Annotated in this window: 21 protein-coding genes and 1 tRNA gene; 20 read left to right on the forward strand and 2 right to left on the reverse strand. The window is 39.5% G+C overall.

What is annotated here, in order from left to right; translation table 11 throughout:
- Positions 1-136 precede the first annotated feature (136 nt).
- The 13 genes from FOC72_RS04125 to FOC72_RS04185 all read left to right on the forward strand — a co-directional run bounded on the left by FOC72_RS04125 (position 137) and on the right by FOC72_RS04185 (position 11,309).
- Positions 137-625, forward strand: a complete 489-nt coding sequence (locus FOC72_RS04125) for an Imm6 family immunity protein (RefSeq protein ID WP_002895348.1) — start codon at positions 137-139, stop codon at positions 623-625.
- Between the two features lie 4 nt (positions 626-629).
- Positions 630-1,115, forward strand: coding sequence for an Imm6 family immunity protein (locus FOC72_RS04130; protein WP_002895350.1), 486 nt, complete (start codon positions 630-632; stop codon positions 1,113-1,115).
- A gap of 249 nt (positions 1,116-1,364) precedes the next feature.
- Positions 1,365-1,841 carry a hypothetical protein gene (locus tag FOC72_RS04135; protein WP_174606298.1) on the forward strand — a complete coding sequence of 159 codons (477 nt, stop codon included), beginning with the start codon at positions 1,365-1,367 and terminating at the stop codon, positions 1,839-1,841.
- Positions 1,842-1,854: 13 nt separating this feature from the next.
- A complete protein-coding gene (locus FOC72_RS04140; RefSeq protein WP_032914304.1) occupies positions 1,855-2,388 on the forward strand; it encodes a T6SS immunity protein Tdi1 domain-containing protein in 534 nt (177 codons plus the stop codon).
- Between the two features lie 118 nt (positions 2,389-2,506).
- Positions 2,507-3,112 carry a nitroreductase family protein gene (locus FOC72_RS04145; RefSeq protein ID WP_032914153.1) on the forward strand — a complete coding sequence of 202 codons (606 nt, stop codon included), beginning with the start codon at positions 2,507-2,509 and terminating at the stop codon, positions 3,110-3,112.
- Between the two features lie 69 nt (positions 3,113-3,181).
- Positions 3,182-4,588 (forward strand): dipeptidase PepV, encoded by a 1,407-nt coding sequence (gene pepV / locus FOC72_RS04150; protein WP_032914154.1) that lies wholly within the window; start codon positions 3,182-3,184, stop codon positions 4,586-4,588.
- 53 nt (positions 4,589-4,641) lie between these two features.
- A complete protein-coding gene (locus tag FOC72_RS04155; protein WP_002895357.1) occupies positions 4,642-5,226 on the forward strand; it encodes a uracil-DNA glycosylase family protein in 585 nt (194 codons plus the stop codon).
- A 12-nt stretch (positions 5,227-5,238) separates the two neighbouring features.
- Positions 5,239-5,727, forward strand: a complete 489-nt coding sequence (locus FOC72_RS04160; protein WP_002895359.1) for a prolyl-tRNA synthetase associated domain-containing protein — start codon at positions 5,239-5,241, stop codon at positions 5,725-5,727.
- 272 nt (positions 5,728-5,999) lie between these two features.
- On the forward strand, positions 6,000-6,962 hold the full coding sequence (locus FOC72_RS04165) for a zinc-binding alcohol dehydrogenase family protein (RefSeq protein WP_002895361.1): 963 nt from the start codon (positions 6,000-6,002) through the stop codon (positions 6,960-6,962).
- Entirely contained in the window at positions 6,955-7,269 is a 315-nt protein-coding gene (locus FOC72_RS04170; RefSeq protein WP_002895364.1) for a rhodanese-like domain-containing protein, read from the forward strand. The genes FOC72_RS04165 and FOC72_RS04170 overlap by 8 nt, the downstream gene beginning before the upstream one ends.
- A gap of 344 nt (positions 7,270-7,613) precedes the next feature.
- A complete protein-coding gene (gene ldcB, locus FOC72_RS04175) occupies positions 7,614-8,354 on the forward strand; it encodes an LD-carboxypeptidase LdcB/DacB (RefSeq protein WP_002895365.1) in 741 nt (246 codons plus the stop codon).
- A 29-nt stretch (positions 8,355-8,383) separates the two neighbouring features.
- On the forward strand, positions 8,384-8,674 hold the full coding sequence (locus FOC72_RS04180) for a cupin domain-containing protein (protein ID WP_002895366.1): 291 nt from the start codon (positions 8,384-8,386) through the stop codon (positions 8,672-8,674).
- A 706-nt stretch (positions 8,675-9,380) separates the two neighbouring features.
- Complete coding sequence (locus FOC72_RS04185) at positions 9,381-11,309, forward strand: cell wall protein (protein WP_080555791.1); 1,929 nt, start codon at positions 9,381-9,383, stop codon at positions 11,307-11,309.
- A gap of 209 nt (positions 11,310-11,518) precedes the next feature.
- On the opposite strand, the gene FOC72_RS04190 is transcribed toward FOC72_RS04185, so the two are convergent.
- Both FOC72_RS04190 and FOC72_RS04195 read right to left on the reverse strand, forming a co-directional pair.
- Entirely contained in the window at positions 11,519-11,761 is a 243-nt protein-coding gene (locus FOC72_RS04190; protein WP_002895374.1) for a type B 50S ribosomal protein L31, read from the reverse strand.
- Positions 11,762-11,868: 107 nt separating this feature from the next.
- On the reverse strand, positions 11,869-12,804 hold the full coding sequence (locus tag FOC72_RS04195; RefSeq protein WP_002895375.1) for a DHH family phosphoesterase: 936 nt from the start codon (positions 12,802-12,804) through the stop codon (positions 11,869-11,871).
- A gap of 105 nt (positions 12,805-12,909) precedes the next feature.
- On the opposite strand from FOC72_RS04195, the gene FOC72_RS04200 reads away from it, so the two are divergent.
- The 7 genes from FOC72_RS04200 (at position 12,910) to FOC72_RS04230 (ending at position 16,754) form a co-directional block, all read left to right on the forward strand.
- Positions 12,910-13,350 (forward strand): flavodoxin, encoded by a 441-nt coding sequence (locus FOC72_RS04200; protein WP_002895376.1) that lies wholly within the window; start codon positions 12,910-12,912, stop codon positions 13,348-13,350.
- 123 nt (positions 13,351-13,473) lie between these two features.
- Positions 13,474-14,856: a Fe-S cluster assembly protein SufB gene (sufB, locus tag FOC72_RS04205; RefSeq protein WP_002895377.1), complete on the forward strand. Its 1,383-nt coding sequence runs from the start codon at positions 13,474-13,476 to the stop codon at positions 14,854-14,856.
- A 359-nt stretch (positions 14,857-15,215) separates the two neighbouring features.
- The gene (locus tag FOC72_RS04210; protein WP_002895378.1) at positions 15,216-15,479 is read left to right on the forward strand and encodes a chorismate mutase; all 264 of its coding nucleotides are present in this window, start codon (positions 15,216-15,218) and stop codon (positions 15,477-15,479) included.
- The gene (crcB, locus tag FOC72_RS04215; protein ID WP_002895379.1) at positions 15,479-15,853 is read left to right on the forward strand and encodes a fluoride efflux transporter CrcB; all 375 of its coding nucleotides are present in this window, start codon (positions 15,479-15,481) and stop codon (positions 15,851-15,853) included. Before FOC72_RS04210 ends, crcB (FOC72_RS04215) begins: the two co-directional genes overlap by 1 nt.
- Positions 15,850-16,176, forward strand: coding sequence for a fluoride efflux transporter CrcB (gene crcB / locus FOC72_RS04220; protein WP_002895380.1), 327 nt, complete (start codon positions 15,850-15,852; stop codon positions 16,174-16,176). The genes crcB (FOC72_RS04215) and crcB (FOC72_RS04220) overlap by 4 nt, the downstream gene beginning before the upstream one ends.
- 118 nt (positions 16,177-16,294) lie before the next feature.
- Complete coding sequence (gene rplS / locus FOC72_RS04225; RefSeq protein WP_002900259.1) at positions 16,295-16,642, forward strand: 50S ribosomal protein L19; 348 nt, start codon at positions 16,295-16,297, stop codon at positions 16,640-16,642.
- Between the two features lie 40 nt (positions 16,643-16,682).
- Positions 16,683-16,754, forward strand: a tRNA-Arg gene (locus tag FOC72_RS04230).
- The last annotated feature ends 55 nt before the right edge of the window (positions 16,755-16,809 follow it).

Genomic DNA, 16,809 nt, shown 5'->3' on the forward strand with positions numbered 1-16,809 from the left:
GTATCATTGAGTGAAATATTTCCTAAACTTAGAATTGAAGTAAGCTCTGAAGTGGTTGAAGGTATTAAAGTAAATGGACGCTTACAATTTGTAGTTGAGAATGGTCTGTATATCATAGATTAGAAAGAAAATAGAAATGGAATTAAGCCTTAATCTTTTACACTTTATGCAAAAACTAACGGATTCTCTAGAAAGGTATATAAAAAACTTAGACTATAAGGAATATGTGCATAAAACATTAGAACTCACAAGTAAATCTATTGATAGAATTAGTGAGTCTGATCCAGACTTATTGTATAGTAGATTGGAAAACATTGATGAGGAAGATATTTTAACTTATTTTGAGTTAGATAAAGAGACCAATCCTGCTATTTGGAGTTGCATCGCGAATTTCCTTGCTTTAGTTAGTTACTACTCTTATGAAGCTACTGGTGAAAAATATTTTCCTGAGACCATTGAGAATGTGGATGAAGAAACACTAGAAGATTATTTTGATAATTATAAAAAACTAATCAATTCGTATAAAGAATTATCAAAATTGAACAACTCACTCCAGGATGAGAAGTATTTAAAAGATAAAGTTGTTGGCCATTATTTTAAATTTCTTTTCGAAGGAAAAAGATAAGAATATGAGAGTAGTTGAACTTTGCTTTATGCTAACTTATTCAGAGGCAATTTTTGCTCAAATAAAAACACAATATAAAACTCAAATTCGAAGTGCTTTAGATGAATGTTGGTGTTTTTTAGAAAACAAAAATAAGTCAGGTAAAGATCTTTATATTCTGTTAGATGATGGAACTGATTTTAATGGAATTTTTATCTACATGCAATTAGATAATGATGAATCTAATATTCCTTTATGGGATAATATCAGCTATGCGATAGCTGCAACTGCTAAGGAGGCGTACTTATTTGAACATCAAACACAGTTACCTTCAGCTTTGGAAAATATAGATTCAAATTTATTAGACATATTTATTGAAAATTTAGAAGAAATAAACTCAAATTTATATAAATGTGTTGGAGAGATAAAAAAATTTGCGGGGAATAATCACTCATTTTCAAAAATTGCTGCTCTCAACGAATTGGGGGAATTGGGACTAATTGAATTGTAATATAGCTTTTAAATATTTTGGAAATGATAACAATTTGTTAAGAAGAAATTGCTGGATTTGCAAGTCGTGAGCAAATGATTGTTAGGTTGTGGTCTTATTGTTTAAAATGTGATAAATAGGTGTTATCACATTTTTATATTTTCAAAAGTTTTTGCTATACTAGATTTCTATTAATTACTCAATTATCTGGTTGTGATATAATATGTCCAAAGTACACCCTAGAATTACAATTTACTGAGGAATAAATAGATGAAATTAGATACTAGAGTTGAAAAAGCTTTACAAAATATAAATTTTGTAGAAAGATATGAAGCATTGTCCAATAAATTTAGTAGGGGTAGAACTCCTAAAGAGAAAGCTTTAGATTATTATGATGGTGATTTTTTAATGGAAATAATCAATTCATTCGGTTATGAAGTGAAATTTAATAAGAAAGAGTATTTTTTCTCGTTAAAAAAGGAAAAAAATGGTCAATATGAATTCGGTTTTAAATTTTCTTTGGAATATGGAATGGTTGAATTGATTTGGGACTTAAAAGATTCAAACCAAAAAGTGTTGCTAGGAACTAATTTGTTTACAATTATAAGATTACTAACTTCACCGGAAAATAAGATAATGGATCCCATTATTTCCGATTATGTAGATTTTCGGGATGTCATGAAAATCGCTTTTGAAATGTATGAAGATTTTAAGCAAGCATTTTTGAAGATTGCTGCGGAAGATTAATTTTTTAGAAGAGATGTTAAAAAATATTATTAAAGGGACGGTCATGCCCCAAGAAATCATTGAGAAGTATAAGAATCAAGTTCCAGCAGAACTAGTTCAAATATGGAGAGAAGATGGTCTGGGGACTTTTTTAGACGGTTTCCTAAAGGTGATTAATCCAGATAAGTATCTTGAACTGGTTAGGGAGACATATTTCAGAGGGGATATTTCCATTCCAATTTTTGTGACAGGTTTTGGCGACATCATAACTTGGGAAGAAAACAAATATGTGGGAATTATTAAATACAAAAATGGCAGTTTTAATATCATGATAAAAAACTTTACTCATTTTTTGAAATTTATAGATAGTAATCATATTACAAAACATTTTGATCTACCGCTTTATCATGAAGCGATAGAGAAATATGGTCCTCTTGATTATTCCCAATGTTTTGGTTTTGTTCCTCTATTAGCTTTAGGTGTCTTTAAAGATGTAAAACATTTAAATAGGGTAAAGATTTATGAACATATTCTATTGATTGCTCAATTGGCTGGTAATATTGGTTGATATTTTGAAAATTGAGCTTATTTGCGAAGGAATGAAAAACTCCTCTGTGAAAAACTTCTGCAAACTCTTACAAAATATGATAAAATGAAGCTAGTATATTTAGAAAAGGATGCGACTTATGAAATTTCTAGAACTCAATAAAAAGCGTCATGCAACCAAGCATTTTAATGACAAACCCGTGGATCCAAAGGATGTTCGTACAGCGATTGAGATTGCGACTTTGGCACCTAGTGCTCACAATAGCCAGCCATGGAAGTTTGTTGTGGTGCGGGAGCATAATCAAGCTCTAGCAGAGACAGCTTTCGGTGGAAATGTGGACCAGATTAAGGAAGCACCAGTGACCATTGCTCTCTTTACGGATACAGATTTGCCCAAGCGGGCTCGCAAGATTGCGCGTGTGGCTGGAGTTAAGAATTTCTCTGATGAGCAGCTTCAATTTTACATGCAGAATCTGCCTGCTGAGTTTGCTCGCTATAGTGAACAGCAAAAGAGTGATTATTTAGCTCTTAATGCTGGTCTGGTGGCTATGAATCTTGTTCTGGCTCTGACTGACCAAGGTATCGGATCTAACATTATCTTAGGTTTCGATAAATCTAAGGTTAATGAGGTTTTGGAAATTGATGAGCGTTTTCGTCCGGAACTCTTAATTACGGTTGGTTATACTAATGAAAAACTAGACCCTAGTTATCGTTTGCCGGTTGATGAAATCATTGAGAAACGTTGATATAGTTATGTTTTTGATTTAATTCGTATGTATATTGATTTAAATCGAATTAGAGATTGGGGTAAAATAATGACAATTGATTTTAAAGCAGAAGTTGAAAAACGAAGAGAAGATCTCTTAGCTGACTTGTTCAGTCTTTTAGAAATCAACTCAGAACGGGACGATTCCAAGGCAGACAAGGAACATCCTTTTGGACCTGGTCCTGTTCAAGCTCTGCATAAGTTTTTAGAAATTGCTGAACGAGATGGTTATGAAACCAAGAATGTGGACAATTATGCTGGCCACTTTACTTTTGGTGAGGGTGAGGAAGAATTGGGAATCTTTGCCCACATGGATGTGGTTCCTGCTGGAAGTGGCTGGAATACAGATCCTTACAAACCTGAAATTATTGATGATAAGCTTTATGCGCGTGGTTCGTCTGATGATAAAGGGCCAACCATGGCTTGTTACTACGGTTTGAAAATCATCAAAGACTTGGGCTTGCCAGTATCTAAGTGTGTGCGCTTTGTGGTGGGGACAGACGAGGAATCCGGTTGGCAAGACATGGACTATTATTTCAAGCATGTTGGTTTGCCTAAGCCAGACTTTGGTTTCTCACCAGATGCGGAATTTCCAATCATTAATGGTGAAAAAGGGAATATCACAGAATATCTCCACTTTGGTAACAGTAATGATGGCAGCTTTAAACTCAAAAGCTTCACTGGAGGACTTCGTGAGAATATGGTGCCAGAATCAGCGACAGCCATTTTTACAGCGCCAATTGATGCAGCGGAATTGGATACCAAATTACAAGACTTTGCTGCTACGCACAAGGTTTCAGCTAGTCTGAAAGCAAGTGGCGACGCTCTTGAAGTGACAGTTATTGGGAAATCAGCTCATGGTTCTACACCAGAGGATGGTATCAACGGAGCAACCTATTTAGCTCTCTTCCTCAACCAATTTGATTTTGCTGATGATGCCAAGGCTTATCTGGAAGTGGCGGCTCGAGTTCTGCACGAGGATTTTACTGGTGAAAAGTTAGGAATTGCTTATACGGATGCTAAAATGGGCGCTCTCAGCATGAATGCCGGTGTCTTCCATTTTGACAGCGCCAAGGCTGACAATACTATTGCTCTGAACATCCGTTACCCTCAAGGAACTGATCCGAAAACAATTCAGGCCGGTCTTGAAAAAGTTGCTGGTGTTGTGTCAGTGAGTCTGTCTGATCATGGGCACACTCCGCACTATGTCCCAGCAGATGATGAGTTGGTAGCAACTCTTTTGAGTGTTTACGAAAAACAAACAGGTCTTAAAGGGCATGAACAAGTCATCGGTGGTGGAACCTTTGGCCGTCTTTTGAAGCGAGGTGTGGCTTTTGGTGCTATGTTCCCAGACTATGTCAACACTATGCACCAAGCCAACGAATTTACTGATGTAGAAGACCTTTTCCGTGCTGCGGCCATTTACGCGGAAGCTATCTACGAATTAATCAAATAAAAAAGAAGAACTCGTTTGGTCTTGCCAAATGAGTTTCTTTGCAAGGAGTTGCTATGCATACTTTAGAAGATATTACTAAGGCCATCATGGCCGACCCAGAAAATAAAGAATTTACGGAGCAAGGGATCAAGCCGCTTTTTGCGGCACCAAAGAATGCTCGAATTAACATTGTTGGTCAGGCGCCGGGGCTGAAAACTCAAGAGGCAGGGCTTTACTGGAAAGATAAGAGTGGTGACCGGTTGAGAGAATGGCTGAGTGTTGATGAAGAGATGTTTTATAATTCTGGCTACTTTGCAGTTTTGCCCATGGATTTTTATTTTCCAGGACATGGGAAATCTGGTGATTTACCGCCTCGTAAGGACTTTGCGGACAAATGGCATCAGCCGATTTTAAAGCTTTTACCAGATATTGAGCTGACCATTTTGATTGGTCAGTATGCACAGAAATACTATCTGCATCAAAAAGGAAATATCAAGCTGACCGAGACAGTTCAGCATTATCAAGACTATCTGCCTGATTTTTTCCCTTTGGTACACCCATCGCCCCGCAACCAAATCTGGATGGCTAAAAATCCTTGGTTTGCAGAGCAGGTTGTGCCAGACCTGCAAGCATTGGTACAAAAGATTATTCATCAATAAAGGAGAAAAACTATGGATGCTTATCAACAAGTAGCAAATAAGTTGCACGAGTTGGGAATCACCTTTGATGTGGTGGAGCACCCACCTGCATTTACGACAGAGCAAGCAGATAGCTATATTGAAGGCATGGAAGGAGTTCGAACTAAGTCCATGTTTTTGACCAACAAAAAGAAAACTCAGTATTATTTGCTGATTATGGATGACAAGAAACGATTGGATATGAATGACTTTAAAATTCAAGTGGGAGCTGATAGGATTCGCATGGCCTCATTGAACTCCTTGGCTGAGAAAATGAACCTACCAGCAGGAACGGTTTCGCCTTTTGGTCTCCTCAACAACGAGGAAAAGGACATTCAAGTTTATTTTGATAAGGACATTGTATCTGAGGATATCATGACTTTTCATCCTAATACCAATGAAAAGACCATCTTTGTCTCTACAACAGATTTGTTTAAATTCCTGCATGATTTGGGCTACTCTTACCAAGTGCTGGAGCTTTAACTAACTGTTTTGCTGAGATAGAGTAGTACTATCCAGCTGCTCTTTCGGGTGATTAAACCTAGCGGATTGCTATCACTCGTTTGCTAGCGTCTTTGTACCTCTATCTTGATTTTGGATGAAGGACATATCCAGCAACGTGCTTCCCCTCAGGAGATTCTCCAACAGCCGGCTGATGATTTTGTCAAAGAACTATTAGATCTTGCTGGAGTATCTGACTGATTTTTTGATAATAAGCTTAGAATGCTAAACTTTGTAGAAAGCGAGGTGATTCTATGGAAACGATGAAGGCTATAGTCATTTACGAAGCGGGTGGGCCAGAAAAGCTTCTGCTGGAAGAAAGACCGATTCCACAACTTCAAGAAGGCTGGACCTTGGTCAAGGTCAGAGGGTTTGGGATTAACCGTTCGGAGATTTTTACTCGTGAGGGTTTATCGCCTAGTGTCGCCTTTCCTCGGATTTTAGGCATTGAGTGCGTTGGCCAAGTGGCCGAAACGACTCGGTCTGATTTAGAAATTGGTCAGAAAGTGGTTTCCATCATGGGAGAAATGGGGCGATCTTTTGATGGTTCTTATGCTGAGTATGTCCTCCTGCCTAACGACCAAATTTATACGGTCGAGACCAACCTGACCTGGACAGAGTTGGCAGCAGTACCAGAGACCTATTATACTGCTTTAGGCTCTATGAAAAATCTGCGCATTGAGCCTAATGACAAGATTTTGGTTCGGGCTGCCACTAGCGGTGTCGGTTTGGCCTTTGCTCGTCTGGTCAAGGCACAGTTTCCAGACACACATATCGTTGGTTCGGTCAATAGCGGTTCTAAACAATTTCTGCTCAAACACCAAGCTTACGACGATATCATTATAGATCAGGATGGCCGACTGGAAACAGAGGAGAAGTTTGATAAAATCCTTGAGTTGGTCGGTCCAGCAACTGTCAAGGATTCTTTTGACCATATCGCAGAGGGCGGGATTATCTGTGTGACCGGCCTCTTGGGTGGCCAATGGGAGCTGGCAGGTTTCAACCCAATTGAGGAAATTAGAAATAACAGTTTTCTGACAAGTTTTCACTCTGCTCATGTGAGTCAAGACTTGATGGATGAATTATTTGACTATATTGACCGCTATCAGGTCAATGTTACACCAAGGCGTGTCTTTTCCCTAGAGCAGGTGCCCAAAGCTCATGCATTTGTCGAGGGGACGGCAGGTTTTGGAAAAATCGTGATTATGAATGAATAGGAGAAAAATGATGCAAAAAATTAGTGCGAAAAATTTATATGACAAATTACAGGCAGAAGAACTGCGGTTGATTGACGTTCGCGAGGTGGATGAATTTACTGCTGGACATATCTCTGGGGCTCAGAATCTGCCTCTCAGCACCTTGCCTGAAAATTATGGAAAACTAGATAAACAAATCCCCTACCATATCATCTGTCAAAAAGGCGGACGCTCAGCGCGTGCCTGCGAATTTTTGGAAGCTAAGGGTTACCAAGTAACCAATGTTGAAGGAGGAGTGGAAGCTTTTCCTGCTAAATTGACGATATGACAAGCGATTAAGAAGAGCAAATGCCGGAATAGATTGAATTTCCGGCCCTTTTTTTGTATACTATAGTAGTATAATAATTTATAGATAGGAGAATATCTATGTCAAAAGAAGATTGGCTTAGATATTTCTAAAAAAAACAAAGTTCTTCCCAACTAAAGCAAGAAGAATTTGTTTAAACGCAGTTGGTTAGAACGATTTGGGATTAAACAAGCAAACTAGTCTCAAATTTCTGACTTTTCAGGCCAAAACACTTGGTAATTCATGTTGGCTAAAAGTCGTTGAGTGGGTAATGCGAATTCAGATCAGTCTTAATTTTTTTCAATTGGAAGGTGATTATAATCATTATGAAATACAAGAAATTATTACTTCTAAGCGTAGCTGTTTTCAGCCTTTCAGCTTGTTCCACGAACAGCAAGAGTAATAACAGCAGTACTGGCGGCAATCAACCTGATTCTTCTGTGTCTCAGGAAAAATCGTTTTCTAGTCAAGTAGCAGAAAACAAGGCAGGAGAAGTCAAAAATATTGACGAAAATGTTTCTTATAACGGCAGCTACTACAGTGTCAAAGGGAAATATGATGAGATTCTTCTTGTCAACAAACACTATCCTTTGTCAGCTTCCTATAACCCAGGTGAGAATGCGACTGCTAAAGCAGAATTGCTCAAACTGATTGCAGACATGCAGGCACAAGGCTATGCCATTAGCGACCAATACAGTGGTTTCCGTAGCTATGATACTCAGACAGAACTCTATCAAAACTATGTCAATCAGGATGGTAAGGCAGCTGCAGACCGCTATTCGGCTCGGCCAGGCTACAGCGAGCACCAGACTGGTTTGGCATTTGACTTGATTGACAAGAATGGCAACCTCGTACAAGAAGCTGGAGCAAGTCAATGGCTTCTAGATAATGCCTATAAATACGGTTTTATCGTTCGCTATCTAGAGGGCAAGGAAGGTTCAACTGGCTATATGCCTGAAAGCTGGCATCTGCGCTATATTGGTCAAGAAGCCAAGGAAATTGCTCAATCAGGCAAATCTTTAGAAGAATATTTCGGCATTACTGGTGGAGGCTATGAAGATCAGTAGTCACATCATCCATTAGAAGGAGGAAGAAAATGAAATTTTTTGTTACCAATCCCAATAATGATTTTGCAGAAACACCTGTGCAAGAAGAAGGCAGAATCATCCATCATCTGCATCTTGCCAAAGGAAAAGAAGTACCAGAGCACAGTGCTGATGCACTAGTAACAGTTGTTTGTTTGTCGGGAGATGTGAGCTTTTCTGCTGGAGAACAAACTGTGCGGCTAGTGGCAGGCTCCTTTTTGACGATGGAGCCCAATGAGCCACACAGCTTGGTCGGAGAGGAAGATAGCCACCTCTTAGTTATCAAACAACTAAAATATTAATAAATTCAAAATACTAGAAGCTGGAATAAATGCTTCTAGTATTTTTTACTACTTTTTAACGCTTATTCATTTCTGTAAATAAAAACCCATAAGGAAGGAATTTATAAACAGATTCTTTGATTCTTAAAACAAACTTAAGATAAGCTTAAAAAAGGCTTAATAGAAGCTTAAAATAAACTTAAATAAAAAATCGAAATGAGAGGGTGAGAAGTTTTTATAAATAAACAATAAAAATAATTTACACCATGTAAACCAAATTATAAACATTTTTCTATTATTTTGGTTCGTTAAAAAGAACATTTTATAGATTTTTAAAGCTAAAAAACAGGAAAATAAACAAAAAGACGAACTATAAAAAATTACCCATAAAAATAATTTACACCTTGTTAACTAAAATGCTTGCATTCAAAAATTTCTTGTGCTATAATTCGTCTTGAGGGTGAGATATGCATAAAAAAGTATTTTCAAGCATATTGATTTCTTTATTTCTAAATCAAATGTTATAAAAACATTTATGTGCAACCTTTAAATAGGTGGATTCACTAACTAGTGATTCGTTTTTTTGCGTTTGATAATGATGGAGCAGTCAACTGTCAGCTGGCAGTATTTTCGTGAAATTCTTTTTTATGAAGTTGTGCACAAAAAATAAATTCCCCCCCCCACAAAAAAATAAAGTGATGTTGATCACTTTGGAGGTTTAATTAATATGAACAATCGTTTCAGACTCTTGTCAAGATCTGTTGTAGCGGCTGCGGCTATTATTCCAGCAATTGCTCTTGCGAATAATGCTCAGGCTCAAGATTATGGCTATAACTACTATCAACCAGGTTATAATTACTGGAATGGTGGTTACAACAATTATAACTATGGTTATAACAACTATAATTACCGTAACAACCGCAACTACCGTTACAACAATTACAACTATGGTTACAATAACTATAATTATGGCTATAACAACTATAACTACGGATATAACTACGGTTACAATGGCTATAATTACGACTATGGTTATAATAACTATTATCCAGGCTATAACAACTGGAATTACAACTATAGCAACAACTACGGATATAATGGTTGGAATAACTACAACAATCTGGCAAATGATGAGAACTATATTTACTGGAATGGTAACCATTACTACCGTATGACAGATGGTTCTTACCGTATCTATCGTGATGGTGAGTGGAAACCACTGACAAATACTAACAATAACAGCACATCCAATAACAACCTGGAAAACGATCCACATTATCGTTATGAAAATGGTTATCATTACTATGTGCTGGATAATGGCGACTATTACTACTATCAAAATGGCAAGTGGGTGTTTGTTAAGGATTCTACTGATAACTCTACTAATCCAACAACTCCAAGTCAGCCGGAAGAACCAAAACCAGAAGTTCCAACTCCGACTCCAGCGGAACCAGAACAACCAACGCCAGCTCCTACTGATAAACCAGATGAGCCTACTACACCAGCAGAACCAAAACCAGAGGTACCAAGTGTTGATTTGCCAGAAAATCCTCCAATTAACGGTGCAGAAGGCGACCTTAATCCATTTGCTCCGAAACCAGAGCAACCAGCAGAACCAAAACCAGAAACTCCGACAAGACCTGCTGTGCCAGAGACTCCTGGTTTGGTAACAACTGATAAACCAAGTGAAGATCAAATTCCGCCGTATGTTGAAAAACCAGCAGAAGGTCTTGAACATTTGACATGGGCACCGAATGGACGAGCTCCAAAAATCATCTACCCAACTGGAAAACCAGGTGACAAGGCTCTCGAGTCAGATCCTAACTATTACTTTGATGGTTCTACACATTATTACCGTATACCATCTGACTCAGAAGCAAATGGATACTCTCCATATTGGAAATGGTTTGGTGACAAATGGAAACTTCAAGGTATGACTGATCCAAACGATCCAGCTCTTGATCCAAAACTTCACGAAAACACTGCTGATGATGAATACATGTACAGTGATAAAGACTCTAGCGTGAAATTGTACTCAACTAACCTAGTGACAACTGCTAAAGCTGGTCAGCCGCTTCCATTCAAGAACGTTGAAGAGTTCAAGAACTACGTTATCGAAAAGATGAATCCTAAGTTCCTTGATAATGCAGGATGGGATGCCAAAGTTGAATGGGAAATCGAAGATCCAGAAATCTTTGAAAAAACCAAAGAAAACCCATATGCTAAGGATTATGTCTTGATTGCAAACCTTAAGAGTGGCGTTGAGGACAAGAAATACAGTGATGTAGAATTTGGTTATGTTAAGTTTGTTTACCGTGTTGAAGCAACAAACGATACAAACTATGACTATGTTTCAAAAGCTAAAGAAGCTTTCGCTAAAATCAATGAAGAGCGTAAAGCTCAAGGCTTGAAAGAGTTGACATGGTCAGAAGATATTTATCAAAATCAAGCACTTCCAAAAGTAAATGAAATCTCACGTCAATACGATAGCTCAGGCTTTGTTGGACGTCGCGATGAAGATCCATCTGTTGTCGTTAAGAAATGGGCTAACAGCGGTCTGAGAGAATTGCTTCTTGATCCTAACGTAACTGAAGGGGCAGTAGCGACAGTTGTAGACGGAAATGGTGTTTACTACTGGGCCTACAGCTATAAATAATAAGGAATTGTATTCTTAAATATCTGTGCTCTTAATCTTTGGTTGCATATAAACCACACTCCAAAAGTTAGATTTTAATTGTCTGACTTTTGGAGTTTTTTTGTTGAATTAAGTCGGAAGCAAAAGTGGCGGTTGTGAACAGATTTTAAAGTTTAAAAAGGCGAAAAGAAATTTTTGAGTACAAAAAAAGCACCGATTGGTGCTTATGATTATTTGAGACCGTATTTTTTGTTGAAACGATCCACACGTCCATCTGCTTGAGTGAACTTTTGACGTCCAGTGTAGAATGGGTGTGAGTCTGATGAAATTTCTACACGGATCAATGGGTAAGTTTCCCCTTCGAATTCAACTGTTTCGTTTGAACGCTTAGTTGAACCACTAAGGAACTGGTAGCCGGTAGAAGTGTCCATGAAAACAACTGGGCGGTATTCTGGATGAATATCTTTTCTCATTTTACAAAAATTTCCTTTCTGCCATGGTCTCTTTGCGAGCCATAGATTAGTTACTTTGATAGTTTATCAAATTCTGATTGATTTGACAAGACTTTTAGACTAATTTCTTACTTTTTTGCCAATTCTTTCATCTCAGTGTAGATTTGCTCTATTTCTTCTTTTGAAAATGCATTGGCTCCGCTGGCTAAGGGGTGTCCACCGCCGTGATGATTTTTAGCAATACCGTTGATAGGAATAACCTTGCTGCGCATGCGGACACGATAGTGCCCGTCTGGTTGCTCAACAAAGATAGCCCACAGACCGACTTCTTCGATTCGTCCAGGTGCCCCGACGATGGCTGCTGTATCAGCATCGGTTAGTTGATAGGCTTGTAAAACTTTCTGAGGCAGAATGACCCGCGCAGCTCCATTTTCATCTATTTCCAATTGCTCATATACATAGCCCTGCAGTTTAGCTACTTGGCGGCTGATAGAGTCCATTTTGCGGGACAAGACTGATAAGTCGAAATCGTACTGGCGCAGCTTGGCAGCTACTTCGAATGTGCGGGCGCTAGTGGAAGGATAAAGGAAGCGGCCAGTGTCGCCGATGATACCAGCATAGAGGAGTTCAGCAGCTTCCTTGCTCAAGTCTAAGTTATTTTCAAAGGCAAAGAGAGCAATCACCTCACTGGCACTGCTAGAGCTTGTATCTACAAGAGAAATATCTCCGTAAACCTCATCATCAGGATGATGATCAATTTTGATGAGGAAATCGCCTGTCGTATAGCGTTGGTCATCAATGCGGGCTGTATTAGCAGTGTCACAGACGATGACTAAGGCCTCTTGGTATTCTTCATCTGTGACTTGGTCCATTTGTGCCAACCACATGAGATTGGGCTCATCGTAGCCTGTTACTTTTATTGTCTTTTCTGGGAAGTGGTACTGAAGCAGCTTTTGCAGTCCGACCTGACTACCAAGAGCATCAGGATCTGGCCGCATATGGCGGTGGATAATAATAGTATCGTATTCTTTGATCTTACTTAAAATATCATGATAAAGAGTCATAAATAACCTCGTCAACTTTCTTTACCCATTGTAGCATAAGAGTTTTTATTTTTAAAATAAAAAAGATATGATATAATGAGAGCAGATTAGAATTTGGAGGAAAATATGACCTTAGCGAAAATTGTATTTGCCAGCATGACTGGAAACACCGAGGAAATTGCTGATATTGTGGCGGATAAGCTAAGAGACCTGGATGTAGAAGTTGAAGTGGACGAGTGCACCACTGTCGATGCAGAAGATTTCTTGGAAGCAGATATTGCGATTGTAGCGACCTATACCTATGGTGATGGTGAGCTGCCGGATGAAATGATGGACTTCTACGAAGACTTGTCTAGTTTGGATTTGTCTGGCAAGGTCTATGGGGTGGTCGGTTCAGGCGATACTTTCTATGACGAATTCTGCAAGGCTGTCGATGACTTTGATGCTGCCTTTGCTGCTACAGGAGCGACGAAGGGTGCAGAAAGTGTTAAGGTGGACCTATCTGCGGAAGATGATGATATTGCACGCTTGGAAGCTTTTGCGGAAGGCTTGGTTAATAAAGTTTAAAGTGATAAATAGAGGAAACGGCTGCGGCCGTTTTTTTGTGCGAAAGTGTTATTTTCTGACAATTCTCATGATTAGGAGTATAATATAGGTAAGCGCTATCCATCAGATAAAGGAGGAGTTCCTATGAAAGAACGTGACTATGCCTTTGGCTTTCATGATGATGTCAAGCCGCTCTTTTCGACTGGTAAAGGTTTGACCGAAGAAGTTGTTCGAGAAATCTCAGAAATCAAGAATGAGCCCCAGTGGATGTTGGACTATCGTCTGCGCTCCTTGGAACTCTTTCATAAGCTGCCCATGCCCGACTTTGGCCCAGATTTGTCAGGGATTCGCTTTGATGATGTTATCTATTATCAGAAGCTAAGCGGAGATCGGGCTCGCAGTTGGGATGAGGTTCCAGAAGAGATTAAGAAAACCTTTGACCGCTTGGGAATTCCAGAAGCTGAGAAGCAGTTCCTATCTGGAGCTGTGGCTCAGTATGAATCTGAAGTGGTTTACCACAATATGAAGGAAGAGTTTGCCAAGCTGGGGATTATCTTCACCGATACTGATACGGCTGTTCAGGAATATCCGGACTTGGTCAAGCAGTATTTTGGTACTGTGATTTCAAACGCTGAGCATAAATTTTCTGCGCTTAATAGCGCAGTTTGGTCTGGCGGAACCTTTATCTATGTGCCCAAGAACGTCCAGTGCCAAGTTCCTGTTCAGACCTATTTTCGAATCAATGGTGAAAATGCCGGCCAGTTTGAGCGCTCCTTGATGATTATCGAGGAGGGCGGTTCTATACAGTACATCGAGGGCTGTACAGCACCGACCTATACAAGCAATAGTCTTCATGCTGCAAATGTCGAAATCATTGTCAAAAAGGATGCCTTTTTCCGCTATACAACCATTCAAAACTGGTCGGACAATGTCTATAACCTCGTAACCGAGCGGGGGATTGTTGAGGAGGGTGGCACCTTAGAGTGGATTGATGGGAACTTAGGCAGTAAGGTCAATATGAAATATCCTTGTAGCATTCTTAATGGCCGCAACGCAAGAACTTCTGTTCTCTCTATGTCCTTTGCCAACTATGGTCAGCACTTGGATGCAGGCTGCAAGGTTTTTCATAATGCGCCCAAGACTTCCAGTACTCTGATTTCTAAATCAGTTGCCAAGGATGGTGGAAAGACAGACTATCGTGGTCAGGTCCGCTTTGGGAAGAATAGCGCTGGCTCCAAATCTCATATCGAGTGCGATACCATTCTGATGGATGGTGAGTCCAGTTCGGACACCATTCCTTTTAATGAAATCCATAATTCCAATGTCGCGTTAGAGCATGAAGCCAAGGTTTCCAAAGTATCTGAGGACCAGCTCTACTATCTCATGAGCCGAGGTATCAGCGAAGAAGAAGCCACAGCTATGATTATCAATGGATTTATGGAACCCATTACCAAAGAACTACCAATGGAATACGCCGTCGAACTCAACCAACTCATCAACATGAGCATGGAAGGCTCAGTTGGTTAAAAAGGTCCAGTGGACCTTTTTAATCAGTAGATAAAAACTCGCTTTTGCGAGTTATCCTTAATCCAAGGTTCGGTGGACTTTTTTAATCTGCGGATGAGAACCGACGGTAGTCGGTTTACCCTGAGACAAGCCTAACGGGTATTTTTAGGTTGTGGCTAAGCACTCGGTTAAGCGAGTGCTCTTTAATAAGGTTCGGGGAACCTTTTTAATCTATAGATAGGAGCTGTTTTAGGTTGCAGATAAAGACTCGCCCTTGCGAGTTCCCTTTAATCAAGGTCCAGTGGACCTTTTTATTTAGAATTAAACTAGAAAATTTTACTATTTTTTGATATGATAGATAGAATATAAGGAGGAATGAGATGACGTTAGAAGAAATCAGACAGGAAATTGATCAAGTGGATGATGCAATCGTTACCTTACTGGAGCAACGCATGAATCTGGTTGACCAAGTCGTGACTTTAAAAAAATTAACGGGTACGGCTGTATTGGATAGTAAGAGAGAAGATGCGATTTTCGCCAGAGTTGCGGATAAGGTAGAAAACAAGAGCTACAAGGAAACTGTTGTTGCGACCTTTTCTGACATTTTAAAACGTTCGCGTGAATTTCAGAATAAAAATGTCTAATGAAAGAAGTACAGAACTCAATAGCTGTGGCTTTATCTGCGATGGCAGGCGGATGGCTGCGTTATCAGATAGCTCTTTTATTAGTTGTTGCTGATTCATTTCCGCTGCCTACCTTACTGGTCAATTATTTGGGAACTTTTTTGCTGGTCTATATTATCAAGGGCTATCTTAGCAGTAAAGTTAAGTCTCAGCGCCTAATTTTAGCGCTTTCGACCGGCTTTTGCGGAGGTTTGACGACTTTTTCTGGTCTTCTGCTAGACAGTATCAAACTAGCAGATTCAGGGCGCTATATGGAGCTTCTTATCTATCTAGTTTTAAGTGTAGGTGGTGGCCTTGCAATCGCCCTATGGGCTGGAAAGCAGGTGAAGGCATGATGTGGGCGATGTTAATCTGCTGTGGCGCTGGTGCTCTTGTGCGTTATGTTTTCTCCAAGGTCAATAGCAGAGCATCTCTGCCGATTGGGACTTTATTGGCGAACTTGCTAGGTGCTTTTCTCATTGGATATTTTTATAATCATATAGAAGACAAGCAGCTTTATGTGATTTTGGCAACAGGCTTCTGTGGTGGACTGACGACCTTTTCGACTTTGAATGCTGAGCTGGCCGGTCTCTTTTCGGAGCGAAAGAAATTTCTTCTCTACTTGGCTTTGACCTATATCCTCGGATTTTTAGCGATTCTTTTAGGAATTTTCATTTAAACATCTTTACATTTTTAGAAATTTTGATATAATATAATTTGTGCCTAATGGAAGCACAAAAAACGACTAATCCGCTGCGGTCTTGAACCTTAAGATTAGTAAGATAGGAGTAGAAAAAATGAATCCATTAATCCAAAGTTTGACTGAAGGTCAACTTCGTACTGACATCCCTGCATTCCGTCCTGGTGACACTGTCCGCGTTCACGCGAAAGTTGTCGAAGGAAGTCGTGAACGTATCCAGATCTTTGAAGGTGTGGTTATCGCTCGTAAAGGTGCTGGTATCTCAGAAACTTACACCGTTCGTAAAATCTCTAACGGTATCGGTGTTGAACGTACTTTCCCAATCCACACTCCACGTGTTGACAAGATTGAAGTCGTTCGTTACGGTAAAGTCCGTCGTGCAAAATTGTACTACCTTCGTGCATTGCAAGGTAAGGCAGCGCGTATCAAAGAAATTCGCCGTTAATCTTAGAAAGACTCTGTCGTTGGGCAGAGTTTTTCTCTAAGTCCCCTTAGTTCAATGGATATAACAACTCCCTCCTAAGGAGTAGTTGCTGGTTCGATTCCGGCAGGGGACATGTATATGAAGAAAACTACGTCATTTAACGTAGTTTTTTTCTATTTTTAAATAAA

The sequence above is a fragment of the Streptococcus sanguinis genome, from assembly GCF_013343115.1.
Lineage (GTDB): Bacteria > Bacillota > Bacilli > Lactobacillales > Streptococcaceae > Streptococcus > Streptococcus sanguinis_H.